Origin of the sequence: Streptomyces sp. NBC_00503, assembly GCF_036346895.1 — a bacterium.
In the GTDB taxonomy this organism is placed as follows: domain Bacteria; phylum Actinomycetota; class Actinomycetes; order Streptomycetales; family Streptomycetaceae; genus Streptomyces.
Genome location: NZ_CP107855.1, coordinates 3,915,837 through 3,941,381, shown reverse-complemented (window position 1 = coordinate 3,941,381; position 25,545 = coordinate 3,915,837). Strand labels below are relative to the sequence as shown.

Annotated in this window: 22 protein-coding genes; 8 read left to right on the top strand and 14 right to left on the bottom strand. The window is 71.0% G+C overall.

Features of this window, described 5'->3' with window-relative positions; all coding sequences use genetic code 11:
- The first annotated feature begins 228 nt into the window (after window positions 1–228).
- On the top strand, window positions 229–603 hold the full coding sequence (locus tag OG490_RS18425; protein ID WP_330297391.1) for a DUF6083 domain-containing protein: 375 nt from the start codon (window positions 229–231) through the stop codon (window positions 601–603).
- A 33-nt stretch (window positions 604–636) separates the two neighbouring features.
- The gene (locus OG490_RS18420) at window positions 637–1,539 is read left to right on the top strand and encodes an LLM class flavin-dependent oxidoreductase (RefSeq protein ID WP_330297390.1); all 903 of its coding nucleotides are present in this window, start codon (window positions 637–639) and stop codon (window positions 1,537–1,539) included.
- Between the two features lie 68 nt (window positions 1,540–1,607).
- Here the strand turns inward: OG490_RS18420 and OG490_RS18415 are convergent, their stop codons facing one another.
- The 3 genes from OG490_RS18415 to OG490_RS18405 form a co-directional block, all read right to left on the bottom strand.
- Window positions 1,608–4,667 carry a tetratricopeptide repeat protein gene (locus tag OG490_RS18415; RefSeq protein WP_330297389.1) on the bottom strand — a complete coding sequence of 1,020 codons (3,060 nt, stop codon included), beginning with the start codon at window positions 4,665–4,667 and terminating at the stop codon, window positions 1,608–1,610.
- Complete coding sequence (locus OG490_RS18410; protein ID WP_330297388.1) at window positions 4,664–6,580, bottom strand: HSP90 family protein; 1,917 nt, start codon at window positions 6,578–6,580, stop codon at window positions 4,664–4,666. The genes OG490_RS18415 and OG490_RS18410 overlap by 4 nt, the downstream gene beginning before the upstream one ends.
- Before the next feature lie 162 nt (window positions 6,581–6,742).
- Complete coding sequence (locus tag OG490_RS18405; protein WP_330297387.1) at window positions 6,743–7,282, bottom strand: RNA 2'-phosphotransferase; 540 nt, start codon at window positions 7,280–7,282, stop codon at window positions 6,743–6,745.
- Window positions 7,283–7,417: 135 nt separating this feature from the next.
- On the opposite strand from OG490_RS18405, the gene OG490_RS18400 reads away from it, so the two are divergent.
- Window positions 7,418–8,221, top strand: coding sequence for an aquaporin (locus tag OG490_RS18400; protein ID WP_330297386.1), 804 nt, complete (start codon window positions 7,418–7,420; stop codon window positions 8,219–8,221).
- A 105-nt stretch (window positions 8,222–8,326) separates the two neighbouring features.
- On the opposite strand, the gene OG490_RS18395 is transcribed toward OG490_RS18400, so the two are convergent.
- The 4 genes from OG490_RS18395 to OG490_RS18380 are packed head-to-tail and all read right to left on the bottom strand — an operon-like array spanning window position 8,327 to window position 12,804.
- A complete protein-coding gene (locus tag OG490_RS18395; RefSeq protein WP_330297385.1) occupies window positions 8,327–9,241 on the bottom strand; it encodes a MerR family transcriptional regulator in 915 nt (304 codons plus the stop codon).
- A gap of 10 nt (window positions 9,242–9,251) precedes the next feature.
- On the bottom strand, window positions 9,252–10,157 hold the full coding sequence (locus tag OG490_RS18390; RefSeq protein ID WP_330297384.1) for a metal-dependent hydrolase: 906 nt from the start codon (window positions 10,155–10,157) through the stop codon (window positions 9,252–9,254).
- Entirely contained in the window at window positions 10,154–11,950 is a 1,797-nt protein-coding gene (locus OG490_RS18385) for an SDR family oxidoreductase (protein WP_330297383.1), read from the bottom strand. Before OG490_RS18385 ends, OG490_RS18390 begins: the two co-directional genes overlap by 4 nt.
- A complete protein-coding gene (locus tag OG490_RS18380; protein WP_330297382.1) occupies window positions 11,947–12,804 on the bottom strand; it encodes a M24 family metallopeptidase in 858 nt (285 codons plus the stop codon). The genes OG490_RS18385 and OG490_RS18380 overlap by 4 nt, the downstream gene beginning before the upstream one ends.
- A gap of 227 nt (window positions 12,805–13,031) precedes the next feature.
- On the opposite strand from OG490_RS18380, the gene OG490_RS18375 reads away from it, so the two are divergent.
- From OG490_RS18375 to OG490_RS18355, 5 genes are all read left to right on the top strand, one after another.
- Window positions 13,032–14,060 (top strand): ABC transporter ATP-binding protein, encoded by a 1,029-nt coding sequence (locus OG490_RS18375; protein ID WP_330297381.1) that lies wholly within the window; start codon window positions 13,032–13,034, stop codon window positions 14,058–14,060.
- Window positions 14,050–14,937: an ABC transporter permease gene (locus tag OG490_RS18370; protein WP_330297380.1), complete on the top strand. Its 888-nt coding sequence runs from the start codon at window positions 14,050–14,052 to the stop codon at window positions 14,935–14,937. Before OG490_RS18375 ends, OG490_RS18370 begins: the two co-directional genes overlap by 11 nt.
- Window positions 14,934–15,845 (top strand): ABC transporter ATP-binding protein, encoded by a 912-nt coding sequence (locus OG490_RS18365; RefSeq protein WP_330297379.1) that lies wholly within the window; start codon window positions 14,934–14,936, stop codon window positions 15,843–15,845. Before OG490_RS18370 ends, OG490_RS18365 begins: the two co-directional genes overlap by 4 nt.
- 14 nt (window positions 15,846–15,859) lie before the next feature.
- On the top strand, window positions 15,860–16,579 hold the full coding sequence (locus OG490_RS18360; protein ID WP_330297378.1) for an ABC transporter permease: 720 nt from the start codon (window positions 15,860–15,862) through the stop codon (window positions 16,577–16,579).
- A 77-nt stretch (window positions 16,580–16,656) separates the two neighbouring features.
- Window positions 16,657–17,316, top strand: a complete 660-nt coding sequence (locus OG490_RS18355) for a rhomboid-like protein (RefSeq protein WP_330297377.1) — start codon at window positions 16,657–16,659, stop codon at window positions 17,314–17,316.
- Between the two features lie 142 nt (window positions 17,317–17,458).
- On the opposite strand, the gene OG490_RS18350 is transcribed toward OG490_RS18355, so the two are convergent.
- The 7 genes from OG490_RS18350 to OG490_RS18320 all read right to left on the bottom strand — a co-directional run bounded on the left by OG490_RS18350 (window position 17,459) and on the right by OG490_RS18320 (window position 25,545).
- On the bottom strand, window positions 17,459–18,271 hold the full coding sequence (locus OG490_RS18350; protein ID WP_330297376.1) for an HAD family hydrolase: 813 nt from the start codon (window positions 18,269–18,271) through the stop codon (window positions 17,459–17,461).
- Window positions 18,268–19,545 carry a serine--tRNA ligase gene (gene serS / locus OG490_RS18345; RefSeq protein ID WP_330297375.1) on the bottom strand — a complete coding sequence of 426 codons (1,278 nt, stop codon included), beginning with the start codon at window positions 19,543–19,545 and terminating at the stop codon, window positions 18,268–18,270. The genes OG490_RS18350 and serS overlap by 4 nt, the downstream gene beginning before the upstream one ends.
- A gap of 527 nt (window positions 19,546–20,072) precedes the next feature.
- Window positions 20,073–21,008 (bottom strand): prephenate dehydratase, encoded by a 936-nt coding sequence (pheA, locus tag OG490_RS18340; RefSeq protein ID WP_330297374.1) that lies wholly within the window; start codon window positions 21,006–21,008, stop codon window positions 20,073–20,075.
- Window positions 21,009–21,049: 41 nt separating this feature from the next.
- On the bottom strand, window positions 21,050–22,354 hold the full coding sequence (gene efeB / locus OG490_RS18335; protein WP_443065959.1) for an iron uptake transporter deferrochelatase/peroxidase subunit: 1,305 nt from the start codon (window positions 22,352–22,354) through the stop codon (window positions 21,050–21,052).
- The gene (locus OG490_RS18330; protein ID WP_330297372.1) at window positions 22,354–24,375 is read right to left on the bottom strand and encodes a copper resistance protein CopC; all 2,022 of its coding nucleotides are present in this window, start codon (window positions 24,373–24,375) and stop codon (window positions 22,354–22,356) included. The genes efeB and OG490_RS18330 overlap by 1 nt, the downstream gene beginning before the upstream one ends.
- A gap of 22 nt (window positions 24,376–24,397) precedes the next feature.
- Window positions 24,398–24,895: a copper chaperone PCu(A)C gene (locus OG490_RS18325; protein WP_330297371.1), complete on the bottom strand. Its 498-nt coding sequence runs from the start codon at window positions 24,893–24,895 to the stop codon at window positions 24,398–24,400.
- Window positions 24,892–25,545 carry an SCO family protein gene (locus OG490_RS18320; protein ID WP_330297370.1) on the bottom strand — a complete coding sequence of 218 codons (654 nt, stop codon included), beginning with the start codon at window positions 25,543–25,545 and terminating at the stop codon, window positions 24,892–24,894. The genes OG490_RS18325 and OG490_RS18320 overlap by 4 nt, the downstream gene beginning before the upstream one ends.

Sequence of the window (25,545 nt, the reverse complement as noted above, 5' to 3'; positions counted from 1 at the left end):
GTTTCACGTGAAACATCGCCACATGGTTGTCAGTGGTGGGTGGAAGGATCTCCTCGCCGGTTTCGATGACGTCACACGGGGGGCGACGTGCTCATCCCTTCAACCCGGAAGTCGGACTGCGACTCCTGCGGCGGCCCGTACGCCAGACGCGTCATGAGCCTGAGGATGTCGCTCTGCTCACGCTGCGAGTGGGAGGGATCCGCTCGTCCGGACCGCGAACCGGTTCTGGTGGGTGAGATCCTGGCCGGGCCTTCGGGCCCCTTGGCCCATGCCGTCGGCGGTGGCAGCGACGCACCACTGGTCCGGGCCGTCCAGGCCCCGGGCGGGACGATCTGCCGCATCTGCGGCGGCGCTGCCGAGTGGCACCGCTCGGTACGAGGCCGCTGGCTGATGATCGAACCCGGTTTCTGGCCGTCCGCCTCCGTCCCGGCGGGCAAACGCTGGCACATCACGGAGAACGGCACCGCTGTCTCCCTGAGCGCCACCTCGGTCTCCGGCAACTGCCGGATCAGTCATTTCGACGTCTGCTCCCGAGCTCCGGCGCCCCTGGGCTCGCCCCTGCTGCTCGAACTCTGGCGCAAGCACGCCCCGCGCGGAGCGTGAGGGACGCCCGGCGACGGTCGTAGGCTCAGGGGTATGACGTTGCGCCTGAGCACTGTGATCCTTCCCGTCCACCGGTGGCACGAAGGGGGGCGCGAGCGCTGGCAGCGGGCAGAGGCACTGGGGTTCCACGCCGCCTACATCTACGACCACCTGTCCTGGCGGACCTTCCGCAAGGGGCCGTGGTTCGGCGCGCTGCCGACGCTCACGGCCGCCGCCACGGCGACGGAGCGGATGCGGCTGGGCACGCTCGTCACCTCGCCCAACTTCCGCCACCCGGTGACGCTCGCCAAGGACCTGATCTCCCTGGACGACATCTCCGGCGGCCGGATCACGCTCGGCATCGGCGCCGGCGGCAACGGCTTCGACGCCACCGTGCTCGGCCAGGAGGCGTGGAGTCCCAAGGAGCGGGCCGACCGGTTCGGCGAGTTCCTGCCGCTGCTCGACCGGCTGCTCACGGAGGACTCCGTCTCCCAGCTGGGCACGTTCTACTCGGCCGACGAGGCCTTCAACATCCCCGGCTGCGCCCAGCGGCCCCGGCTGCCGTTCGCCGTCGCCGCGACCGGACCCCGCGGGCTGAAACTCGCCGCGCGGTACGGGCAGGCGTGGGTGACGACCGGCGATCCGAAGATCTTCGACGAGGGCACCCCGGAGCAGTCCGTGGAGGCCATCCGGGGCCAGCTCGACAAGCTGGGCAAGGCCTGTGTGGAGACCGGCCGGGACGTGGCGGAGCTGGACAAGGTCCTGCTCACGGGCTTCACCCCGGACCGCGGGGGCCCGCTGGAGTCCGTGGACGCCTTCGTCGACTTCGCGGGCCGCCACCAGGCGCTCGGAATCACTGAGCTGGTGATCCACTGGCCGATCCCCGATACCGAGTTCGCCGCCGACCAGGACGTCTTCGAGCGGATCGCGACCGAAGGGCTCGCCCAGCTCGGCTGAGCCGGGACGGGCCGTCCTCTGCCGCCGCCGCACGGTGCGAGGCGGCGGCAGAGGACTGCGCCGGGTTGTCAGGCCGAGGCGCGCAGCAGGTGTTCCACGGTGCGCTCGGCGCTCTCCAGCAGCCATTCGGGCGCCGTGCCCCGGGGCAGCGCGCGGAGCTCGTCGGCGAACGCCGTCACCCGGGCGGCGCCGGCTTCGGGCCGGCCCAGCTCGTTCTCGGTCCAGGCGGCGTTGGTCACGCACTGGAACCGGGACTCCAGCCGGTCCGGTCCGAGCTCGGCGTGCAGACCGGCGGCCCGTTCCCAGAGCACGATCTCCTCCAGCCGCAGCGCTTCCAGCTCCGCCCCGCTCAGCGACTCGGCGGCAGCGGCGGCGACTTCGCCGTCCCCGTCCCGGTCCTCGTCCCCGTCGTCGTCCTCGTCCCCGTCCTCCGCGTTCGCGCAGACACGGCGGTCGAGGACCTGGGCCAGCTGGTTCCAGGTCTCGGCGAGCTCGGCCCGCAGCTCCCGGGATTCCGGAGCCTCGGCCGACGCGGCGGCCAGGACCTCGGCCGCGTCCTCCATCCTGGTCCGGGCCCGTGCCACCGTCGCGTCGGTGACCTCGTCGCGCAGCCCCAGCCAGGCCAGCGACCGCAGGATCCGTACCTCGGCGATCGGCGCGTCCTTCGAGCTCCGGTGCAGCTCCAGGGCCCGTTCGTACGCGGCCACCGCCTCCGGCACCAGCCGCGCCTCGGAGAGCTGGTCGGCCGCGGCCTGGGCGAAGTTCGCCTGCGGCCGCAGGTCCTCCCAGTCCTTGGCCACCTCCGCCGCGCACAGGTACTGCTCCGCCGCGCCCCGAGGGTCCTTCAGCTCGCGCAGCAGATCGCCCAGGAACTCCCGTACGGACGCGGCCTGGCCTTCGCCGTGCTCCAGCAGGTCCGGCAGCGTCGACTGGAGCACCTCGGCCGCCTCGGCGGCGCGGCCGTCGCGGGCGTGGCACCGGGCGAGCATCAGCCGGGCCTGGGCCCCGCCGAGCGCCGTGAGTCCGGCCTGGTCGAACCAGTGCGCCGCCTCCAGGGCGTGCCCGGCGGCCTCCGCGTCCGCTTCGCTCCGCCGCAGCAGTACGTCGGCCAGGGTGAGCCGTACGACGCCCTGCACCTCGGGGTCGGTCAGTTCGGCGGCGTGCGTCAATGCCGCCCGGGCCGCGGCCTCGGCTTCCGCGGGCTGGTCCAGCGACATCAGCACGCCGGCCCGCAGCACCAGCGGGTCCACGGCGAGCCAGGGCAGGCCCGCCGTGACCGACCGGTCGGCGCAGGCGGCGAGCAGGGCCACGGCACGCTCGGGGTCCCCCTCCGAGAGGGCGAGCCGGCCCAGCATCTCCTCGGCCTCCGCGATCACGTCGGGCAGGGCGGAGGCCTCGTAGGCATCGATGAAGGCTCCGAGCTCGGCGACCAGTTCGCCGTGCCCGTGGTCGTGACCGGCGTGGTCCGCGTGTTCCGCGTGGCCGTCGTGGGCTCCTTCGAGCGAGCGGAGGTAGGACTCCACCCGGATCGACGTCAGCTCCGCGAGGGCGATCCGCCGGGTCCGCAACGGCTCGGCCGCGTCCAGTGCTTCGGCGGCGCGCAACGCCACCGCGAGCAGCCCGCGCAGCTCCTGCGCGCCCGTCCCGGACTGTGCGGCCACGGTCGCCAGCCGCAGTTCGGTCAGGGCCGCGCGCTCCGGCCGGCCCAGCGCCCGATAGTCCTCGCGCACCCCGGTCAGCAGTTCCGCGGCGTCCTCGGCCCCGGCCCGTGCGGCCGTCAGGGCCCGGTGGTCCGCCACGTCGGCGGCGACCAGCGGATCCGCTGCGGCCTCGGGGTGTACCGCCACCTCGTTCCAGAGCGCGTTTGACCCCGGGTGTCCGAGATCCCGCGCCGTTCGGGCCCGTTCCACCAGCCCGGCGAAGCCCTCTTGCGAGGAGGCGGCGTCATGACCGGATGCGGGAGCCGGAGCCGGCGCCTGGACGGGGACCGGGCGCGGCCGCGGGAGCGCGGCCAGCGCGGAGCTGCGTACGCCCAGCGGCAGGGCCTCGGCGAGCGGGGCCCGGTCGATCCGTTGGAGGAACCGCTCCGAGACCCGGGTGGAGCCGTTGCGCGCGTCGAACCGCCGGGCCGTGTCGAGCGAGCCCGCGCGCAGCACCTCGTAGAGCTCGGACACGGTGTGCGGGACACCCTCGTAGGGGACGGCCGGGCTCTGCCCGTGCCCCAGCTCCTTCAGACGCCGCAGCAGGACGAGCACGCCGCCGTGGAACGCCAGCCGGTCGGAGAGGTTGGCGAGGGGGCCCACGTGCGCGGCGTGTTCGGAGAGGATCTCCAGGCCGCGCGACTCGTTGCCGGTGAGCGCGCAGAACTCGATGTGGCGGCCGAGCGAGGGCAACAGGCTCTCGTTGCCCCGGGCCAGCCGGTATCCGCGCAGATGGGCGGAGCGGGCCTCGTCGAGCCGGCCGAGCCGCACCAGCGGCAGCAGCGCGGTGGCCAGCACCCGGTGGGGCTCCTCGGCGCAGGTCCGCTCGCCGGACAGCACCGGCTGCCAGACCTTCAGAGCCTCGGCGTCGTCCCCGCGCATCACCGCGTACTGGCCCTGGCCGTTGAGCTCGCAGGCATGGCAGTCGCTCATGTCGTCGCGGTCGGCGGCCTGCCAGCGGGCGTACGCCTGCCCGGCGCGCTCGTCGTCGCCGGTCGAGTCGGCGAGCCACAGCTCGGACTCACGGACGGGACGCTCGCTGTAACCGGCGATCCGGTAGCGGCGCTCCATCTCGTCCAACCAGCCGGTCGCGGAGTCCATCGGGACCTCGGGGGAGTGGCTGATGGCGGTGGCGATCCACTTGAACTGCCAGAACAGCGAGTGGGTGTCCCAATCGGAGAAGGCGCCGGGGTCCTTGTCGTACTCCTGGAGCAGCCGGGCGAAGGGCACGAGCATCTTCGGCGACTCGGCGCTGTACAGGTAGGCGTTGATCTGGGTGTCCAGGGCCTCGCGGAACAGCGCGCGGTCCCCGCTGGCCTCGGCGGCGGCGGACAGCGCCTCGGCGTGCGCGTTGCGCGCGGTGCCACCGGGGGACTGCCGGTTCTCGGCCAGCCCGCGCTCGATCTCCTCGCGCGTCATCGTGCTCACTTCTCGTCCTCCCGGGTGTCGGCGGGGTGCGTGGCCCATTCCAGGAGCCCGAGGAAGGCCCGGTTGAGCAGGGTGGTGTCGCCCGGCCGCAGCGGTCGCTGGGACATCAGCAGGGCCTGCCCGTACAGCGATTCGACGGCGGTCGCGGTCAGCGCCGCGTCCGGGAGGGCGGCTATCCGGCGGATCAGCGGGTTGTTGTGGTTGAGGACCAGGCGGGCTCGCGGGGCGGAGCCGCGCAGTGCGCCGAGGATGCCGCTCCACAGCGAGTCGGCGCTGTCCAGGGCGGCGGTGCGGTCGCGCTCCTGGCGGGCCTGGCGGTCGTCGAGGTAGAGCGCGGGGACGGCCACGGGCTGGAAGGCGCGCAGGACGACATCGCAGCTCTGGGGCTCCAGCCGGGTGCGGGCGGTGGCCAGGAAGGGGGCCAGGGCCAGCTCGGCGGAGGTCGGGAGCGGGTCGAGGCGCTCGGTGACGGCTCCGGCATCGAGCTCGGTGACCTTGAGCTCCGGCCGCACGGTGGGCAGCAGGGCCAGCAGGTCGGCGTCGTAGGTGTAGCCGGCGTTGATGACTCCGAGGCCGTGGGCCGCCGCGATCGGGGCGATCTGGCGGAACTCCTCCACGGTGCGGGTGAAGTGGATGTCGGTGTGCGCGGCCGCGAACTCCTCGAGGCTCATCGAGCCGTCGCTGGTTTCGAAGGGCAGCCAGGGCAGCATCAGGCCGAGCAGCTCGGGGTCGTGCCGGGCCAGCGATTTCACGCCGAGGTGGTGGACGCTCAGGAAGGCGGCCAGGCGCTCCGGTTCGCTCGCGGCGAGTTCGGCGAGCCAGGTGCGGATGCGGGCTCCGAGGGCCTCGCGCACGGCGGCCAGGGTCTCGTCGTCGTACAGGTTCTCGCGCGAGGCGGTGGGCCGCAGGGTGTCGGTGTCGAGGACCGCGCGGACGAAGAACGCCCAGTCGGGGAGCAGGTTGTCGGCCTTGTCGGTCAGCAGCATGCCCTTGAGGTGGACGCGGTGTCCGGACCGGTGGGCGGGGCTGGTCGGCTCGGGCAGGACGTACGCGACTCCGCGCACTCCGGCGACCGGCAGGTCGAGGTCGATGCTGTCGAGCGGGGTGAAGCCGAAGAGCTGCGCGCAGTGCCCGGCGAGTGCGACGCGGCGGGCGGCCGGGGTGGGGAAGGCGCGGTCCCACACGGCGGGCCGGTCGGTGATCGGGCGGGGTGCGGAGCCTTCGCCGGAGCCCCCGTCGGACCCCTCGCCGGACCCCCCGTCGGAGCCTTCGTGGAAGGTGATGTCGTAGGGGAGGAGGGAGCCGTAGTCACGGGCCAGCTGTTCGACCTTGGCCGGGACGAGCCACTCCTCGGCGCCGGGGCGGGCCTCCAGTACGACGGTCGTACCGGGCTCCGTGCGGGCGTCGGCGGGTAGATCGCGCACGGTGTACGAGCCGTCGTCGGTGGCCAGCCATTCGACGGGCGCGGCCAGGGGGTCGCGGGCGGAGCGGGTGACGACGCGGATCTGGCGGGCGACGACGAAGCAGGCGAGCAGGCCGATGCCGAACTGGCCGAGGAACTCCTGGCGGGTGGTTTCCAGTCCGTGCGCACCTCCGCGCTTGGAGCTGCGGCCGATGGTGGCGAGGAGGGAGTGGGCCTCGGCGGCGGTCAGGCCGATGCCGCTGTCCTCGATGGTCACCCGGTTTCCGGCGGCCGACAGGCGGATGCCGATCTCGGCCTCGGGATCCAGGGCGTGGCGGGCGGTGACCGCGTCGACGGCGTTCTGGAGCAGCTCGCGGACGTAGACGCGCGGGCTGGAGTAGAGGTGGTGGGAGAGCAGGTCGACCAGGCCGCGCAGATCGACCTGGAAGGTGTTCGCCGAGGGTTCGGAATCGGCCGGTTCGGCGATCGGGGCCGGTTGTGCGGACGTCATGGTGCGTCACCTCGCGTGCTGTGTCGGTGGTTCGGCGACCGCGAGGTACCCCCCCTCACAGATCCCGGAGTGAGAAACAGCGTAGGGGGCGGGTCCGACAATCTCCCGGTGAATTCCGCTGCCCCCAAGGGCCCGGCCTTCGGAGGCGAGGTCAGGGGGGAGCTAGGAGAAGCGGATGAATTCCGGGGGCACGGAATCGGCCAGCCACACCCCGTTGGCGCTGATCCGGAAGACGTGTCCGGCGGCGTGCATCGCTCCCGCGTCCACGCTGAGCACGATCGGGCGGCCGCGCCGTGCGCCCACGCGGGTCGCGGTCTCCCGGTCGGGCGAGAGGTGTACGTGGTGGCGGGCCATCGGGCGCAGCCCCTCGGAGCGGATCGCGTCCAAGGCGGCGGCGACGGTGCCGTGGTAGAGGTACGCGGGCGGTTCGGACTCGGGCAGGCCCAGGTCCACGCTGACGGTGTGGCCCTGGCTGGCCCGGATCCGGGTGCCTTCGACGGCGAAGCGCTGCTTGTCGTTGGCGGCGACGACGTGGTCGAGTTCGGCCCGGCTGATGCGGAAGCCGTGGGCGGCCGCGGCGCCGAGGAGGTCGTCGATCTCCACCCAGCCCTGGGGGTCGAGCACCAGTCCGATGCGTTCCGGCTGATGCCGCAGGTGTTTTGAGACGTATTTGGACACCTTGACGGTGCGTCTGTCATCCATTCGTCCAGCGTGCCGGGTCGGCGGGGTCCGACGCAGGGATTTTCGGCCAGTTCGTCGAACCTGGACTGCCTCTGTCGCGTTTCCAAGATACGGAATACATTTTCCGCGGAACCGCCACCAAAGGGGAAATATATTATGACAAATGGTGCGTCTCTGTCGCGTCGCGCGGCTGCTGAGCTCATCGGCACTGCGGCCCTGCTCGTAGTGGTCATAGGATCCGGGATCCAGGCCGCCGCACTCTCCGCCGACACCGGCGTCGCCCTCGTCGCCAACTCGGCCGCCAGCGCCATAGGCCTCGGGCTGATCATCACCCTTTTCGGCCCGCTCTCCGGAGCCCACCTCAACCCCGTGGTCACCCTCAGCTCCTGGTGGGGCCGGCGCATCGGGGGCGAGGGGCTCGACGGGCGTGAGGCCCTCGTCTACACCGCGGCCCAGACCGCCGGGGCCATCGGCGGAGCCGTCCTCGCCGAGGTGATGTTCGGCCGGACCCCGGGCACCTTCTCCACCCAGGTCCGGGGCGGGGGACACCTGCTCCTCGGGGAGGTCGTCGCCACGGCCGGACTGGTCCTGGTGATCCAGGGACTCGGACGGATCGGCCGCGCGAAGTTCATCCCCGTCGCGGTCGCCGGATACATCGCCGCCGCGATCTGGTTCACCTCCTCCGGGTCCTTCGCCAACCCGGCCGGCACCATCGGGCGCAGCTTCAGCGACTCCTTCACCGGCATCGCCCCGCAGTCGCTGCCGGGCTTCATCGCCGCCCAGCTGCTCGGCGGGATCCTCGGGCTGGCCCTCGCGGCGCTGCTCTACGGGAACGGCCGGCGGGCCCCGAAGCACCCGGCGGCCGAGGTGGGCGCGGCGGCCGAGGTGGGCACGGTGGCCGAGACAGCAGAGGTGGCTGAAATCGGCACTGCTGGCCAGGCCTACCAGACCGTGAGCTGACCCCCAGGACACAGTTCCCCACAGGGAAGCCGGAGTTGTCCACAGCCCTTTGCGCCGGTTTCAGCGACAAAAGAGGGATCCGCCCTGTGGACTACTGATCGAGCACTACCGGCCGCCCCGACTCGCCAGATCGTTCATCGTCCGGGCCTGCAGCTCCCGTTCCGTGGCAGCCCGGACGAACTCCGCCACATGGTCGGCGCCCACCAGGTCCTGGACCGCCCGGACGGTCTCGGCGGGCAGAGCCACCGGGGTCGGACCCGAAGGCTGCGGGGACCCGGCCGCGCCGAGATGGCGCTGCAGGTGCCGGGTCGCGAAGAGCCGCATCGCCCGGGCCAGTTCCGCGTCCACCGTCTGCTGGGCCAGCGGCCGCAGTCTGCGTACCATCGTCGCCGCCTCGGCGGCGTCCGAGTCGGTCGGCGGGACGGCTCCCAGGTAGCGGGCGAAGACGTGCTCCGTGGTGAACTCCAGGAAGCGCGAGGCGATGTGCTCCACCTGGCCGCGCAATTCCCGTAGGTGACCGGTGATCGCGGGCAGCGGGACCCCGGCCGCGTACAGCTCGGCGGCCACCGCCAACTCCTGCGGGGACGGCACCCGGAACTGGTCCGGCCGTCCGGGAATCCGCTCCAGTACGCCCAGCTCGCACGCCTCGCCCACCGCGTCGTCGTCGGGCTTGCCGCCGAACCGGTCGTTGAGCTCGTCCCGGCTGATCCGGGCCGCTTCCTCGTCCGTCCACGGTCCGTGCACCTCGGCGACCAGCCCGAGGACACCGCCGAGCCCGCGCCCCGCGTCCCAGGCCTCCAGCAATTCCTTGATGGAGGCCAGGGTGTAGCCGCGGTCCAGCAGGTCGGCGATCTGGCGCAGCCGCGCCAGATGCGTGTCCCGGTAGACGTTGGAGCGGCCCCGCCGCTCCGGCTTCGGCAGCAGGCCGCGGTCCTGGTAGGCCCGGATCGTGCGTACGGTCGCACCGCTGTGGTGCGCCAGATCCTCGATCCGGTACTCGGCTACTGCCTGCTCGGACAATCCCGGCTCCCTACGACATGGCGGCTCGGCCGACCGCGCCTGCCGCGGTCCGTGCGGCAGGCGAAGCCGCGAGGTACTCGACCGCCCTGCGCAGCGAGCCCTCCTGCGAGGGATGGTACGACTGCCGGAAGTAGCGGGGTATGGCCATGCCGAGCTCTCTCCAGGTGGGCAGCAGTCCCTTGGCCACAGCACGGTTGTGCTCGCGCAGCGAATAGCGGGTCCGGCCCGGCAGTTCCGGGTCGTTGCGCAGGAGGTACGAGGTCCCCCACACCCACAGCCAGGCCAGCACCGGGGCCACCACGACCATGCCCTCGATGCGGCGCGCGTAGCGGGGCAGCCCCGTGCCGCCGCAGTGCTGGTACATGTCGAAGGCGACGGAGCGGTGCTCCACCTCCTCCGCGCCGTGCCAGCGCAGCAGGTCGAGCATGACCTCGTCCGCGCCGGCCCGGTCCAGCCCTTCGGCACCGAGCACCCAGTCCCCGAGGACCGCCGTGAACTGCTCGATCGCCGCGACCAGGGAGAGCCGGAAGCGCAGCCACTCCTGCGCGGTGACGGGCGCTCCGAACGGCGGGGTCTCCCCCAGCAGCTTCTCGAAGAGGAGGTCCACGTACTTCGTGTACGCCGCGGTGGGCAGCCGCTGTCCGGCGAGGTGGTCCAGGACGTAGGAGTGCTGCACGCTGTGCGTGGCCTCCTGGCCCATGAACCCCTTCACCTCCCTGCGCAGCTCGGGGTCGGTGACCAGGGGAAGGCCTTCCTTGAAGACCTTCACGAACCACCGCTCGCCGGCGGGCAGCAGCAGGTGCAGCACGTTGATGACGTGGGTGGCGGTGGGCTCGTCCGGTATCCAGTGCAGCGGGGTGGTCTTCCAGTCGAAGGCCACGCGCCGCGGGGCGATCGCGTACGGGCCCCCGCTCACAGCTTGGGCTCCAGCTTCGCGAACCTCCGCAGGGTGCCCGGTGCGAAGCGGGACATCCACAGGGCGCCCTTGGACTCGGGAGTCACCGGGACCACGGCCTGGTTCTTCACCACCGCGAGCAGGATCGCGTCGGCGACCTTCTCCGGCGGGAAGTTGCGCAGCCCGTAGAGGCGGGAGGACTTCTGCTGGCGGCGCTTCTCCTCGGCCTCGTCCACCCCGGTGAACCGGGAAGTGGCGGTGATGTTGGTGTTGACGATGCCGGGGCAGATCGCCGACACCCCGATCGACTTCGACGCCAGCTCCGCGCGCAGGCACTCGCTGAGCATCAGCACCGCGGCCTTGGAGGTGCTGTAGGCGGGCAGGGTCTTCGAGGGCAGATAGGCCGCGGCGGAAGCGGTGTTGACGATGTGCCCGCCCTGGCCGCGCTCGGCCATCTGCTTGCCGAAGATCCGGCAGCCGTGGATGACCCCCCACAGATTCACGTCGAGGACCTTCTTCCAGTCCTCGGAGCTCGTCTCCAGGAACGGCCCCGACAGGCCGATCCCGGCGTTGTTGACCAGGACGTCCACGATCCCGTACTCGGCGGCCACCTTCGCCGCGAGCTTCTCCATCGCCTGCTCGTCGCTGACGTCCACGCATTCGCCCCAGGCCTGCGGCGAACCGACCAGGCGGGCCATGTCGGCGGTGCGCGCCGCGCCCTCGGCGTCCCGGTCCACGCACACCACGCGGGCGCCGGCCTCGGCGAACGCGAAGGCGGTGGCCCGGCCGATGCCGCTGGCGGCTCCGGTGACCAGGACCAGCTGGCCACCGAAGCGGTCCGCGTACTTGCCCGGCGCCTTCTGTTCGGGCGCCCGCGTGGCGGGCTCCTCCCGGGAGGTGACGAACTCGCTGATCCAGGCGGCCAGCTGGTCGGGCCGGGTCCGGGGCACCCAGTGCTTGGCCGGCAGGGTGCGCCGGACCAGGTCGGGGGCCCACAGCTCCAGCTCGTCGTAGAGCCGCTCGGAGAGGAAGAGGTCCCCGGTGGGGGTGATCAGCTGGACCGGGGTGTGCGCGTACGCGTCGGCGCGCGGCCTGCGCATGCGCGGCCGGACGTTGTCCCGGTAGAGCCAGGCGCCGTGTGCGGCGTCGTTGGGCAGCGAGGCCGTGGGGTACCCGTCGGCCGGGACCTTCTCCATGCGCTGGAGCACCTTCGGCCACTGCTTGCCCAGCGGTCCGCGCCAGGCGAGCTCCGGCAGCACGGGCGTGTGCAGCATGTAGACGTACCAGGACTTGGCGCCCTGGTTCAGCAGCTGGGCGACCCGGCGCGGGGTGGGGCGCGCCATCCGCTTCTTGATCCAGTGGCCGAAGTGGTCGAGGGAGGGTCCGGACATGGAGGTGAAGGAGGCGATGCGGCCCTCGGTGCGGGCGACCGTCGCGAACTCCCAGCCCTGTACGGAGCCCCAGTCGTGGCCGACCAGGTGCACCGGGCGGTCCGGGCTGACCGCGTCGGCCACCGCCAGGAAGTCGTCGGTCAGCTTCTCCAGGGTAAAGCCGCCGCGCAGTGGCTTGGGGGCCGTGGAGCGCCCGTGGCCCCGTACGTCGTAGAGCACGACGTGGAAGCGGGAGGCCAGCCGCTCGGCGACCTCGGACCAGACCTCCTTGCTGTCCGGGTACCCGTGCACCAGGATCACGGTCGGAAGCTCGGGGTCACCGAGCTCGACCACGCACAGCTCGACCCCGCCCGTGCTCACCCAGCGCTCGCGCGCCCCCGCGAAGGCCGTCCCGGACGCCTTGCCGAATTCCGTGCCGCTCATGCCGTCTTCTCCTCAGCCCAGCGCCGCACGTGCGGCAGGTCGTCGTCCAGCCAGAACGCGCTCTCCTCGGGGTCCTGGGAGTCGGTGACGACCAGGATCTCCTCGAATTTGGCGCCGGTGCCCCGGAACCCCAGGTGCGGTTCCACCGCCCACAGGCCGGGCTGCGGCGGGTGGTCGGAGAAGTGGTACGGGCTCCACAGCGGGGACCAGCCCTCGCGGTGACCGTGCAGGGCGTCGGAGGCCAGCCCCTTCAGGGCCTGGGTGCCGAACCCGAACGCGGTCGGAGACCAGCGCCGCTCCTTGACCCGGTCTATTTTGTGCGCGATGACGCCGAAGGGGTAGGCCCGGTGCCGGTTCGCGTACCCCTGGTTGATCATCAGCCGCTCGACGTCCTCGTAGATGTCGCGCAGGGAACGGCGCTCGCGCACCTGGTCCAGGATCAGCGCGCGGTGTGCCCTGAGGTCGGACATGAGCCGGTCCTGCACAGGATTGAGGCCGAGGCTGCCCGAGTACCCGATGTCCGCGGTGTAGCCCTTGTAGACCGGGGCCATGTCGAGGATGAACGGCATCCCCGGCTCCAGGGCCCGGTTCGTCGGGAAGAACTGCAGCGGGATCTTGAAGTCGGTGAAGGCGGTTCGGTCGCCGAACCACGCGAACGGCATGTGGAACCAGTCCCGCACCCCGCGCTCCCGCAGCCAGTCGCGCTGCATCCGCGCGGCCTCGCGCTCGGTCACGCCGGGGCGCAGCTGCGCCGCGACGGCCTCCGCGCACTCGTAGGAGAGGCGCTGCACTTCCTTGAACCCGCGCAGTTCGGCGGAGAGTTCTGTGGTGCGTTGCTTGGTGTCCCCAGCCATGCCAGCCGTCCGTCCGTGTAGCCGTACGCGCCCGTAACTTGACACTGATGAATGTGACAATGACCGGAGATCACGTCAAGGCCCGTGCACGGACCTGTGGACAAACTTGTCCGGTACGCATCAGCCCTACGTCAGCCTTATGTCCGGGTCCGTAGTCCTGAAGGCGGAGACGGGATCGAGCTCCAGGTCTGACGATCCGCGCGCACAGCGCCACTAACGTCGTTCACGTGACTGTCATCGCGACCGAAAGCCTGAGCAAGCGGTACCCCCGAGTGACCGCTCTCGACCGGCTCTCCCTGGACATCGGGCCCGGAGTAACCGGCCTCGTGGGCGCCAACGGAGCCGGCAAGTCCACGCTGATCAAGATTCTGCTGGGACTCTCCCCCGCCACCGAGGGCACCGCCGCGGTGCTCGGACTCGACGTAGCCACCCACGGCAACGCCATCCGGGAACGCGTCGGCTACATGCCCGAACACGACTGCCTGCCCCCCGACGTCTCGGCCACCGAGTTCGTCGTGCACATGGCGCGCATGTCCGGGCTCCCGCCGACCGCCGCACGCGAGCGCACCGCTGACACCCTGCGCCACGTGGGCCTGTACGAGGAGCGCTACCGCCCCATCGGCGGCTACTCCACGGGCATGAAGCAGCGCGTCAAGCTCGCCCAGGCACTGGTCCACGACCCGCAACTGGTCCTCCTCGACGAGCCCACCAACGGGCTCGACCCGGTCGGCCGCGACGAGATGCTCGGCCTGATCCGCCGCGTCTACACCGACTTCGGCATCTCGGTCCTGGTCACCTCCCACCTCCTCGGCGAGCTGGAGCGGACCTGCGACCACGTCGTGGTCGTCGATGGCGGCAAGCTGCTGCGCTCCAGCTCCACCAGCGACTTCACCCAGACCACCACCACCCTCGCGGTCGAGGTCACCGACTCCGACACCCACCCGGACGGCACCGCCGCCCTGCGCAAGGCGCTCACCGAGGCCGGTGTCACGCTCCACGCGGGAGAGGAGGAGGGCCTGCCCGGCGCCGGCCACATCCTCCTCGTCGAGGCCACCGGCGAGGCGACGTACGACACCGTCCGCGACACCGTCGCCGACCTCGGCATCGGCCTGGTCCGCATGGAACAGCGCCGCCACCACATCGCGGAGGTCTTCCGCGACAGCGACGCAGCGGCCGCTCAAGCCGTAGCCCAGTCCGCCCAGGCCGCCGCCTGGGCCGCCACCCAGCGGAAGGGAGCCGGTTCCGATGGCGCCTGACACCTCGACCCAGATCCACAACATCGGCTACCGGACCTACGACGGCCCCCGCCTCGGCCGCGCCTACGCCCGCAAGTCGCTGTTCGCGCAGTCCCTGCGCGGCGCGTACGGACTGGGCCGCTCGGCCAAGTCCAAGGTGCTGCCGATGCTGCTCTTCGCGGTGATGTGCGTTCCCGCACTGATCCTCGTGGCGGTCGCGATCGCCGTGCCCGGCTCCACCTCGCTGCCGATCAAGTACACGACGTACGCCATGACCACCCAGGTGATCGTGTACCTCTACCTGGCCTCCCAGGCACCGCAGTCCGTCTCGCGGGACCTGCGCTTCAAGACCGTGCCGCTCTACTTCTCGCGGCCGATCGAGCGAGTGGACTACGTGCTGGCCAAGTACGCGGCCATGGCCTCGGCGCTGTTCATCCTCACCGCCACCCCGTTGGTGATCATGTACATCGGCTCGCTGCTCGCCAAGTTCGACTTCGGCGACCAGACCAAGGGATTCGGGCAGGCACTGGTGTCGGTACTGCTGCTGTCGCTGCTCTTCTCCGGACTCGGCCTGGTCATGGCCGCCCTCACCCCGCGCCGCGGTTTCGGCGTCGCCGCCATCATCGCCGTGCTCCTGATCCCCTACGGTGCCGTGTCGGCCGTCCAAGCCATCGCCTACGAAACGGGCTCGGCCGGGCCCATCGAGTGGCTCGGCCTGTTCTCCCCGATGAGCCTCATCGACGGACTACAGACCGCCTTCCTCGGCGCCGACTCCGGCTTCCCCGGCAGCACGGGCCCCTCGGGCGCCGCCGGCGCCGTCTACCTGCTCGTCATCCTCGCCCTCATCGCCGGCTCCTACGCCGCCCTGATGGCCCGCTACCGGAAGGCCGGGCTGTGACCATCATCGACATCGACCACACCTCCCGCTGGTTCGGGAACGTCGTCGCCGTCAACGACGTGACCATGCGCATCGGTCCCGGAGTCACCGGCCTGCTGGGCCCCAACGGCGCCGGCAAGTCCACCCTCATCAACATGATGGGCGGCTTCCTCGCCCCCTCCACGGGCACCGTCACCCTCGACGGCACCCAGATCTGGCGCAATGAGCAGGTCTACAAGCAGATCGGCGTCGTGCCCGAGCGCGAGGCCATGTACGACTTCCTCACCGGCCGGGAGTTCGTCGTCGCCAATGCCGAACTGCACGGCCTCGACGACGTGGCGGCCCAGCGGGCACTGGCCACCGTCGAGATGGAGTACGCGCAGGACCGCAAGATCTCCACGTACTCCAAGGGCATGCGCCAGCGCGTGAAGATGGCCTCCGCCCTGGTCCACGACCCCTCGGTGCTCCTGCTCGACGAGCCGTTCAACGGCATGGACCCGCGTCAGCGCATGCAGCTCATGGAGCTGCTGCGGCGGATGGGCGACTCCGGCCGCACCGTGCTGTTCTCCTCGCACATCCTGGAGGAGGTCGAGCAGCTCGCCTCCCACATCGAGGTGGTCGTCGCCGGCCGGCACGCGGCCTCCGGTGACTTCCGCAAGATCCGCCGCCTGATGACGGACCGCCCCCACCGCTACCTCATCCGCTCCTCCGACGACCGGGCCCTCGCCGCGGCCCTGATCGCCGACCCGTCCACCGCCGGGATCGAGGTCGACCTCAAGGAAGGCGCCCTGCGCATCCAGGCCGTCGACTTCGGGCGCTTCACCGAGCTGCTGCCGCGGGTCGCCCGTGAGCACGGCATCCGGCTGACGACGGTCTCGCCCTCCGACGAGTCCCTCGAATCGGTCTTCTCCTACCTCGTCGCGGCCTGAAGGAGCTGGCATCCATGTACAACCCCACCGTTGCCCGGCTCACCTACCGGGCCCTGCTCGGCCGCCGCCGCGCGCTGATCCTCCTCGCGCTGCCCGCCCTGCTGATCGTCATCTCCATCGCCGTCCGCGCCTTCACGGGCCTGGACGACAAGGTCGCCGCCGACCTCCTCGGCGGATTCGCCCTGGCCACGATGGTCCCGCTGATCGGTGTCATCGCCGGAACCGGAGCCATCGGTCCGGAGATCGACGACGGCTCGATCGTCTACCTGCTCTCCAAGCCGGTGAAGCGCCCGACGATCATCATGACCAAGCTGATCGTCGCGATCGCCGTCACGATGGTCTTCTCCGCGATCCCCACCCTGATCGCCGGCTTCATCCTCAACGGCAACGGCCAGCAGATCGCCGTGGCCTACACCGTCGCCGCCCTCATCGCCTCCGTGGCCTACAGCGCGCTGTTCCTGCTGCTGGGCACCGTGAGCCGGCACGCGGTCGTCTTCGGCCTCGTCTACGCGCTGATCTGGGAATCCCTCTTCGGCAGCCTGGTGGACGGTGCCAAGACCCTCAGCGTCCAGCAGTGGGCGCTCGCCCTCGCACAGAAGGTCGCGGGCGAGGGGTACGTGGACGCCACCGTCGGGCTGCCCACCGCCGTGATCCTGCTCGTGGCGGTCACCGTAGGCGCCACCGTCTACGCCGGCCAGCGGCTCCGCCGCCTCACGCTGGCGGGCGAGGAGTAGCCAAATCCGCGCAAAACCTGTGCCCCGCCCGGCCCACCGGCCAGGCGGGGCACAGGTTTGCGCGGCATCATCGGGACATGATCAAGCCCACCGAGCCCGAGCCGTCCAGGCCCGTGAGGTCCTGGATAAGGGCAGCGCCCGGTACCCACATCTGGCTCCTGATCATCGCCGTCACGAGCATCGTCGTCGTGATCGTGCCCGACCACCTCGAACACATCCTGCTCCACCGCAACAGCAGCAATATCCACGAGCTGGCCCGGCACCCCATAAGAGCCCTGCTCAGCAGTGCCTTCTGGATCGAGAACCCGGCCTCGCTCGCCCTCTACGTCCTGCTCTTCGAGGTCTTCCACGCCAACGTGGAACGCTGGCTCGGCACCCTGCGCTGGCTCCTGATCGTCGCGACCGGCCACATCACGGCCACCCTGCTCAGCCAGCGGGTCGTCCTCATGGCCATCCGGGACAACCGGGCCCCGCGCAGCATGGTCCACGTCGTCGACATCGGCGTCAGCTACGGACTCGCGACCGCCGTGGGGGTACTGACCTACCGCCTCCCCAGCCCTTGGCGATGGTTCTACCTGGCGGGCTCCGTGGCTTTCTTCGGGCTCCCCCTCGCCACCGGCGGCACCTTCACCGACCTGGGCCACGCCATCGCCCTCGCGGTGGGCCTGCTCGCCTGGCCGCTGACCCGCCACCCGCACCCGCGCAGGCACGACGAGCATGTTTCACGTGAAACATGACCCGGACGAAATTCGCTGGTACGCCGTCTTCACCGCGGGCAGAGTGAGCGGTGCGGGGAGCAACAAGAAGGTCCGGAACAGCCACTTCGAGCGCGCCTGGTGGCGCGGGCTGTTCCGGACCTTTCCCTACTCCTGTGCCTGGTTACGCGGCGCCCAGCAGACGCTCCAGGACGACCGCGATGCCGTCCTCCTGGTTGGAGGTGGTCACCTCGTCGGCGATCGCCTTCAGCTCCGCATGGGCATTGGCCATGGCCACCCCGTGCGCGGCCCAGCCGAACATCGGGATGTCGTTGGGCATGTCGCCGAAGGCGATCGTCTCGGCCGCCTTCACCCCCAGCCGGCGCGCGGCCAGCGAGAGGCCGGTGGCCTTGCTCAGCCCCAGCGGCAGGATCTCCACGACACCCGGACCGGCCATGACGATGCCGACCAGATCGCCCACGGTCTGCCGGGCCACCTCGACGAGAGCGTCCTCGTCCAGCTCGGGGTGCTGGATGTACAGCTTGTTCAGCGGAGCCGTCCAGACCGCGGCGGTGTCTTCCAGGTAGATCGCCGGAAGACCCTCCTGCACCTGGTAGCCGGGGCCGAACAGGACTTCGCCCTCGACCCCGTCCCGGCTGGCGGCCAGGGCCAGCGGACCCACCTCGGCCTCGATCTTCTCCAGCGCCAGGGCGGCCAGCTTCCGGTCGAGCGTCACCGAGGTCAGCAGCCGGTGCGCGCCCGCGTCGTAGACCTGCGCGCCCTGTCCGCAGACCGCGATGCCCTTGTAGCCGAGGTCGTCGAGGACGTGCCGGGTCCAGGGCACGGCGCGGCCGGTGACGATGATGTGCGCCGCGCCGGCCGCACCGGCGGCGACGAGCGCCTCACGGGTGCGTTCCGAGACGGTGTCGTCGTCACGCAGCAGCGTGCCGTCGAGGTCGGTGGCGACGAGCTTGTACGGGAACGGGGCCGTGCTCACTTGGAGATCGGCTCCAGGAATTCGCGGCCGCCCAGGTAGGGACGGAGCACCGGGGGCACCCGGACCGTGCCGTCGGCCTGCTGGTGGTTCTCCAGGATCGCGACGATCGTGCGCGGGACGGCGCACAGGGTGCCGTTCAGCGTGGACAGCGGCGCGGTCTTCTTGCCCTCGCGGTAGCGGATCGACAGGCGGCGGGCCTGGAATCCGTCACAGTTCGAGGCGGAGGTCAGCTCGCGGTACTTGCCCTGGGTGGGGATCCACGCCTCGCAGTCGAACTTGCGGGAGGCGGAGGAGCCCAGGTCGCCCGTGGCCACGTCGATCACCTGGAAGGGCAGTTCGAGGCTGGTCAGCCACTGCTTCTCCCACTCCAGGAGCCGCTGGTGCTCGGCCTCGGCCTCCTCCGGCGCGACGTACGAGAACATCTCGACCTTGTCGAACTGGTGGACGCGGAAGATGCCGCGGGTGTCCTTGCCGTACGTGCCGGCCTCGCGGCGGAAGCACGGGGAGAAACCGGCGTACCGGAGCGGCAGCTTGTCCGCGTCGATGATCTCGTCCATGTGGTACGCGGCGAGAGGGACCTCGGAGGTGCCGACCAGGTACAGGTCGTCGCCCTCCAAGTGGTAGACGTTCTCCGCGGCCTGGCCGAGGAAGCCGGTGCCCTCCATGGCGCGCGGGCGGACCAGCGCCGGGGTGAGCATCGGGATGAACCCGGCCTCGGTGGCCTGCGCGATGGCGGCGTTGACGAGCGCGAGCTCCAGCAGGGCGCCGATACCGGTGAGGTAGTAGAAACGCGATCCGGAGACCTTGGCGCCGCGCTCGACGTCGATGGCACCCAGGGACTCGCCGAGCTCCAGGTGGTCCTTGGGCTCGAAGCCCTCGGCGCCGAAGTCGCGGATGGTGCCGTGTGTCTCCAGGATGGTGAAGTCCTCTTCACCGCCGACGGGCACGTCCTCGTGGACGATGTTGCCGAGCTGGAGCAGCAGCGTCTTGGCGGCTTCGTCCGCCTCGTTCTGCTCGGCTTCGGCCGCCTTGACGTTCTGCTTGAGCTGATCGGCCTTCTTCAGCAGCTCGGTCCGCTCCTCCGGAGAGGCCTTGGGAATGAGCTTGCCGAGCGACCTCTGCTCATTGCGCAGTTCGTCGAATCGCATGCCGGAGGACCTACGGCGCTCGTCGGCGGAGAGCAGTGCGTCGACGAGCGCGACGTCCTCTCCACGGGCGCGCTGCGAGGCGCGGACACGGTCAGGGTCTTCACGGAGCAGCCGGAGGTCAATCACCCCTCCAGGCTACCGGGCCGGGCTTCCGGGCACCGCACCGATATCACGCTGCGTGTCGCTTTGTCCTAATTGCCGCGAATGGAAAACTTCCGACGGGTGACCGGAAGTGCTCCTTCCTCCAGGGTCGATAAAAGCGGCCCCATTCCCCGAAAAGGGGCACGGGGCCCCCGATCGGGCGGCCCCTGAGCAGGGCCGGAGGCCGTTCCTTGTCCACAGGAATTCCCCACGGGACCAGCTTATCCACAGGCTGTGTGCCGCATCTGTGGATACAGGAATAGATCAATCCTGACCGCGGAGCGAGCAGGGTCAATCAGGGTTCAAACCACCCTCACACACTCATTCGGGTGGGAATGGCTCGCCCCAAAGAGTTGATCGGTGATGCAGGGGTGACGCCGTTCACCTTCCGCTCCCCAGCACGAAACCTGGGTCACCCGACCGATTTGTCGACCTTGTCGTGCCGCTCTGTCGACTTGTCCCCAGGTCTGCATCTCCGCCTGTGGATAACTCTGTGGACAGTGGACAGAGCGCTACGGGCGCCCGTCGAGGCAACGGGTCAGCCAGTCCGAGGCAGCCGTGAAATCGCTGTCCGAGGTCCCCGACCGGGTCGCACGCACATCACCCTGAGCGACACCGGCACGCGGATACGAGCCGAGGAAGCGGATCTGCGGGCAGGTCCGCTTCAGGCCCATGAGGGCCTCGCCGACCCGGCGGTCGGAAACGTGGCCCTCGGCGTCCACGGCGAAGCAGTAGTTGCCGATGCCCTCGCCCGTCGGCCGCGACTGGATCAGCATCAGGTTCACCCCGCGGACGGCGAACTCCTGGAGCAGCTCCAGCAGCGCACCGGGGCGGTCGTCGCCCATCCACAGCACGACGGAGGTCTTGTCCGCGCCGGTCGGAGCGGCCGGCCGGGCGGGGCGGCCGACCAGCACGAAGCGGGTCTCCGCGTTCTGCGCGTCGTGGATCTCGGTGACCAGCGGGACCAGCCCGTAGGTGACGGCCGCGAACTCGCCCGCGAAGGCGGCGTCGAAGCGGCCTTCCTGGACCAGCCTGGCCCCGTCGGCATTGGAGGCCGCCGACTCCCACACCGCGTCGGGCAGGTTCGCCCGCAGCCAGTTGCGTACCTGCGGCTGGGCCACCGGGTGCCCGGTGACGGTCTTGACGTCCGACAGCTTGGTCCCCGGCCGGACCAGCAGCGCGAAGGCGATCGGGAGCAGCACCTCGCGGTAGATCATCAGCGGTTCGCCCGAGGCCAGCTCGTCGAGGGTCGAGGTGACCCCGCCCTCCACCGAGTTCTCGATCGGGACCAGCGCTGCCGCGGCCTCACCGTTGCGTACGGCGTCCAGGGCGGCAGGGACCGAGACCATCGGGACGAGCTCCCGGGTCGCGGCTTCGGGCAGGGTGCGAAGGGCGGCTTCGGTGAAGGTGCCTTCGGGACCGAGATAGGTGAAGCGGGTGGCCGACATGTGATCAGCCTAATGCCGGGCCCGCGACGCCACAGAGCTGTTCATCCCTCGAGCAGCCGCTGTCCCACGTACTCCCCGGCGGCGGCGCCGGGCGGGACCGCGTAGAGGCCGCTGGACTCGTGCCGGATGAACTCCGACAGGGCGTCGCCCCGGTCGAGCTTGCGCTGCACGGGGACGAAACCGCGCGCAGGGTCGGCCTGCCAGCAGATGAAGAGGAGCCCCGCGTCGGGGGTCCCGTCGGGGGCCGTCCCGTCGTGGAAGGAGAAGGGGCGCCGGAGCATGGCCGCCCCGCCGTTCTGCGCCGGGGCGGAGATCCGGGCGTGGGCGTTGGAAGGGATGACCGGCTTGCCGTCGGCCCCGAACTTGGCGAGGTCCATGGGGGTGGTCTCCTCGCCCCCGGTCAGCGGGGCGCCGGTGGCCTTCGTACGGCCGATGACCTGCTCCTGCTGGGCGACCGACTGCTGGTCCCAGTGGTCGAGGAGCATGCGGATGCGGCGTACGACGGCGTACGAGCCCCCCACCATCCAGGAGTGCTCGGCGGGCACCGTTCCCTGGACGAAGATCCGCTTGTCGAAATCGGCTTGGGCGGGCTTGGGGTTGTTCGTGCCGTCGACCTGGCCCATGAGGTTGCGCGCGGTCATGGGGGTGCCGGTGGCGCCGGGAGAGCGGTTGAAGCCGTTCATCTGCCAGCGCAGGCGGGCGGCGTCCCCGGCGTCCTTCTGCAGGGCCCGCAGCGCGTGGAAGGCGACCAGCCCGTCGTCGGCGCCGATCTGGACCCACAGGTCCCCGTTGCTCCGCTGGGCGTCGATCCGGTCCGAGGAGAAGTCCGGCAGCGGGTCCAGGGCGGCGGGGCGCCGGGCGGTGAGGCCGGTGCGATCGAAGAAGGAGTGACCGAAGCCGAAGGTGATGGTGAGGGAGGACGGTCCGGCGTCGAGGGCGATCCCGGTGTCGGCGGTCGGCGCGGTCTCTCCGGCGGTCAGCCGCCGGGCGGTGTCGGACCACCGGCGCATCAGGGCGGCGGCCTCGGTACGGGCGGCACCCGGCGCCAGATCGAAGGCGAGGACGTGGCCCTTGGCCTGGAGGGGCGTGGTGATGCCGGCCTGGTGCTCCCCTTCGAAGGCGACCCGGGTGGAGCCGAGGGAGGCGAGGCTGCCCGGGGCGCCCCCGGAGCCGGCCGTCCCGGTGCCCGCCACGGCGGAGTGCACGAGCGCTCCGCCGGTGGCGCCGAGCGCGAGCCCGGCGGCGCCCGCGGCGCCGACGGTGCCCAGCAGGCGGCGCCGGGAGATCTCGATGTCGGGACTGCCCGTGGTGTTCGCGGTGGTCTCGCTGTTCTGGGTCACGCTGATCAGCCGATCTTGACGTTCTTCTGGACGGTCGTCTGGTCGATGTCGGAGGTGCGGACGGTCACGTCGATCCGCCAGTCGCCGGCCAGCGGCAGCTGGACGCCCGATGCGCTCCAGTGCCCGGGGGCGGCGCGTTCGGGCACGACGGGCAGCGGGCCGATGTCCTTGGCCGCGAGGGTGAAGGAGACCTTGACCTCGGGAAGGTCCACCGGCTGGCCGTCGGGGGTCTCGGCCCAGACGTGGAGGGTGTTCGCGCCGACGCGGCCCGGGTCCAGCTGGAGCCGGACCGAGCCCTTGCCGTTCTGGCCGCCCGTGTCGTACGGCAGGGTGATCTTGATGGCGCGGTCGGGGACGGCGGCGGCGTTGGAGCCGCCACTCGTCTCCAGTTCGGCGGCGCGGCCGGGCTCGGTGCTGGTGAGAACGGTGGTGACGGCCAGCAGGACCAGGGCGACGCCCGCCTCGGCGAGCACGGACCGGCGCAGGCCCGCGCGGTCCGGATCGGCGTCGCGTGCCTGCTTCTCCTGGGTGCTGCGCCGGGCGGCACCCTGGCGGGCGAGCTGGGCGGCGCGCTTGGGGTCGGTGGACGCGGACGCAGACGCGGACGAAGAGGCCGACGCCGACGCGGGCGATGTTTCACGTGAAACATCGCCCTGTGCGACAGCCTTGGCCTTCGCCTTAGCCTTGACCGGCTTCCCGGCCGGGGCCGCCTCGGCGAGCCGCGAGGTCCACTTCCGGGAGACGGAGGCGATGGCGACGAGGACGCCGACGAGGCCCAGCTTCACGAGCAGCAGCTGCCCGTAGGACGTCCCGGTGAGGGCGGACCAGCTGCCGACCTGGCGCCAGGACTGGTAGGTACCGGTGGCGGCGAGCACGAGGACGCTGACGAAGGCGACGGTGGAGAACCGCCGGATGGCGGTGCGCTCGATCCCCGGGACCTTGTGGAGTGCTACGAGCAGCGCGGTGAGCCCGCCGAGCCAGGTGGCGACGGCCAGCAGGTGCAGGATGTCGACGGGCATGGCGAGGGCGGGCTGAAGGCCGGTGGAAGCATGCTCGGCCAGCGCCCAGGTGGCGGCGATGCCGGCGGCGACGACGGTCCCGCCGATGGCGAGGCCGAAGACGAGATCGCTCTCCCCTCCGGTGTCCTCCTCCGTGGCCTCGGCGGAGCCCTTGCCGGTGCCGCCGTTGCTCCCGCCGCTCTGGTGGCGCCGTGCGTAGGCGCCGAACAGGACGGCGATGAAGAGCGCGGCGGCGCCGAGGAGGAGCAGCCGCGAGACGAGGGAGGCGCCGGACTTGGTCTCCAGGACGGCCTTCAGCCCGGTGAGGTCGAAGACGTCGGCGAAGTTCCCGGACCCCGTGTAGGGGTTGCGGAGCAGGAGCATCGCGAGGGTGGCCACGGTGAGCGTGACCCAGGCCCGCACGACCAGCTTCTGCATGGGCCGCTCGGCGGCACCCCGGCGCCAGCACAGCAGGATGAAGCAGGCGGCGCCGACGAGCACGGCGAACCCGGCGTAGGCGGCGTAGCGGGCGACGTCGTAGGCGATGGCGACGGGGCCGTCGCCCGCGGTCTGCGCGGGCAGTGTGACGGCGGTCTGGGAGGGGGCTCCGATGGAGAAGGTGAAGGCGCCGGAGACCGGATGGCTGTCGGCGGAAATGGCCTGCCAGGCGACCGTGTAGGTGCCGTCGGCCAGTCCGGGGCGCAGGGCGGTGCCGTAGCGGATGACGTTTCCGCTGCAGAGGTCGCGCAGTTCACCGGTGTCGATGCGCTTGCCCTGGGGGTCCAGTACGCGGATGGAATCGCCGTTCATGGCGACCCCCTCCGAGAACGAGAGGGTGACCTGGGCGGGCGCCGTGGCGACCACCGCCCCGTCCTTGGGGTCGCTCGCGGTCAGCGCGGCGTGCGCCGAGGCCGGGACGGCCGCGGTGAACAAGGCCGCGAGCAGGGCTGCGAGGACCAGCGTGAGCCGCGGCAGGAGCGCCGTGGCACGGACGCGGGCCGCGGATGGGGCGGGGGCGGTGGCCGTCATGGCGTGTCAGTCCCTCGGTCCGTCAGTGCTCGTTGGAGGTCGGTGCCTTGTACGTACGCTCCTTGACGTCCAGCTCGACCTTGATCGGGTCGGCCTTCTCGAAACGCAGCTCCACGGTGACCTTGTCGCCGACCTTGGGAGTGTTCTTCAGGCCCATGAACATGACGTGGTTGCCGCCGCGTTCCAGCTTGAGCTCACCGTTCGCGGGCACGTCCATGGACTGCACCTGCTGCATCTTCTGATCCTTGGTCTCGTGGATCTGCAGATCGTCGGAGAGCGGGCTCGTGACGCCGGTCAGCTTGTCGGCGGTCTTGGAGTCGTTCTTGATGACCATGAACGCGCCGGCCATCTTGTCGTTGACGGGCTCGGGCATGTAGCCGCCGCTGACCGTCAGCTTCGGCTTGGCGCCCGAGTCGGCGGAGCCTGCCGAGTCCTTGGTGTCCGAGGAGCAGCCGGATATGGCGAGCGCTGCCGTCAGGGAGAGGGCGGCGGCGAGGGTGCGGGTGGTGCGGGTGTTCACGGGTTCTCTCCCTTGATGATCTTCGGCAGGTCCTTGGTGTAGTCATCGACGGTGGCGGACTCCCCGTAGAGGAGGTACCCCTCGTCGTTCTTCGGGGAGAACGCGATGACCTGGGCGCCGTGCATGGAGACGACCTTGCCGTCGGCCCCCTTCGCGGCTGCCTCGATACCGATGCCGAGCGTGCGTGCGGCCGCCTGGATCTTGGCGAAGTCCCCGGTCAGCCCGATGAACGCCGGGTCCTGGGCCTTGAGCCACGAGCCGAGCGACTCGGGAGTGTCCCGGTCGGGGTCGGTGGTGACGAAGACGACCTGGAGCTTGTCCTGGTCGGCCTTGGGAAGTGCCTTCTTGGCGACGGCGATGTTGCTCATCGTCAGGGGGCACACGTCGGGGCAGTTGGTGTAGCCGAAGTAGATGAGCGTCGGCTTGCCCTTGGTCTGCTCGCGCAGGTTCCACGGCTTGCCGGTGGTGTCCGTCAGGACGACGTCCGGCTTGTCGAAGGGGCGGTCGAGCACGGTCGCGGCGCCGGCTTTCGCCTGGCCTCCGCTGATCTGGGTGACCTTGCCGGTGTTGGCCGACTCACCACCGCAGGCGGTCAGGGTGAGGGCGGCCGCTGCCAGGAGGGCGGCGACCGTCACACGTGTGGTGCGCAT

What these genes read in the sequence shown, in the direction of transcription:
- OG490_RS18355 (WP_330297377.1), top strand. Translation starts at nt 16,657, where the DNA reads ATGATCAAGCCCACCGAGCCCGAGCCGTCCAGGCCCGTGAGGTCCTGG.
- OG490_RS18400 (WP_330297386.1), top strand. Translation starts at nt 7,418, where the DNA reads ATGACAAATGGTGCGTCTCTGTCGCGTCGCGCGGCTGCTGAGCTCATC.
- OG490_RS18360 (WP_330297378.1), top strand. Translation starts at nt 15,860, where the DNA reads ATGTACAACCCCACCGTTGCCCGGCTCACCTACCGGGCCCTGCTCGGC.
- OG490_RS18405 (WP_330297387.1), bottom strand. Translation starts at nt 7,282, where the DNA reads ATGGATGACAGACGCACCGTCAAGGTGTCCAAATACGTCTCAAAACAC.
- OG490_RS18370 (WP_330297380.1), top strand. Translation starts at nt 14,050, where the DNA reads ATGGCGCCTGACACCTCGACCCAGATCCACAACATCGGCTACCGGACC.
- OG490_RS18385 (WP_330297383.1), bottom strand. Translation starts at nt 11,950, where the DNA reads ATGAGCGGCACGGAATTCGGCAAGGCGTCCGGGACGGCCTTCGCGGGG.
- OG490_RS18320 (WP_330297370.1), bottom strand. Translation starts at nt 25,545, where the DNA reads ATGCGCACCACACGTGTGACGGTCGCCGCCCTCCTGGCAGCGGCCGCC.
- pheA (WP_330297374.1), bottom strand. Translation starts at nt 21,008, where the DNA reads ATGTCGGCCACCCGCTTCACCTATCTCGGTCCCGAAGGCACCTTCACC.
- OG490_RS18420 (WP_330297390.1), top strand. Translation starts at nt 637, where the DNA reads ATGACGTTGCGCCTGAGCACTGTGATCCTTCCCGTCCACCGGTGGCAC.
- OG490_RS18330 (WP_330297372.1), bottom strand. Translation starts at nt 24,375, where the DNA reads ATGACGGCCACCGCCCCCGCCCCATCCGCGGCCCGCGTCCGTGCCACG.
- OG490_RS18410 (WP_330297388.1), bottom strand. Translation starts at nt 6,580, where the DNA reads ATGACGTCCGCACAACCGGCCCCGATCGCCGAACCGGCCGATTCCGAA.
- OG490_RS18380 (WP_330297382.1), bottom strand. Translation starts at nt 12,804, where the DNA reads ATGGCTGGGGACACCAAGCAACGCACCACAGAACTCTCCGCCGAACTG.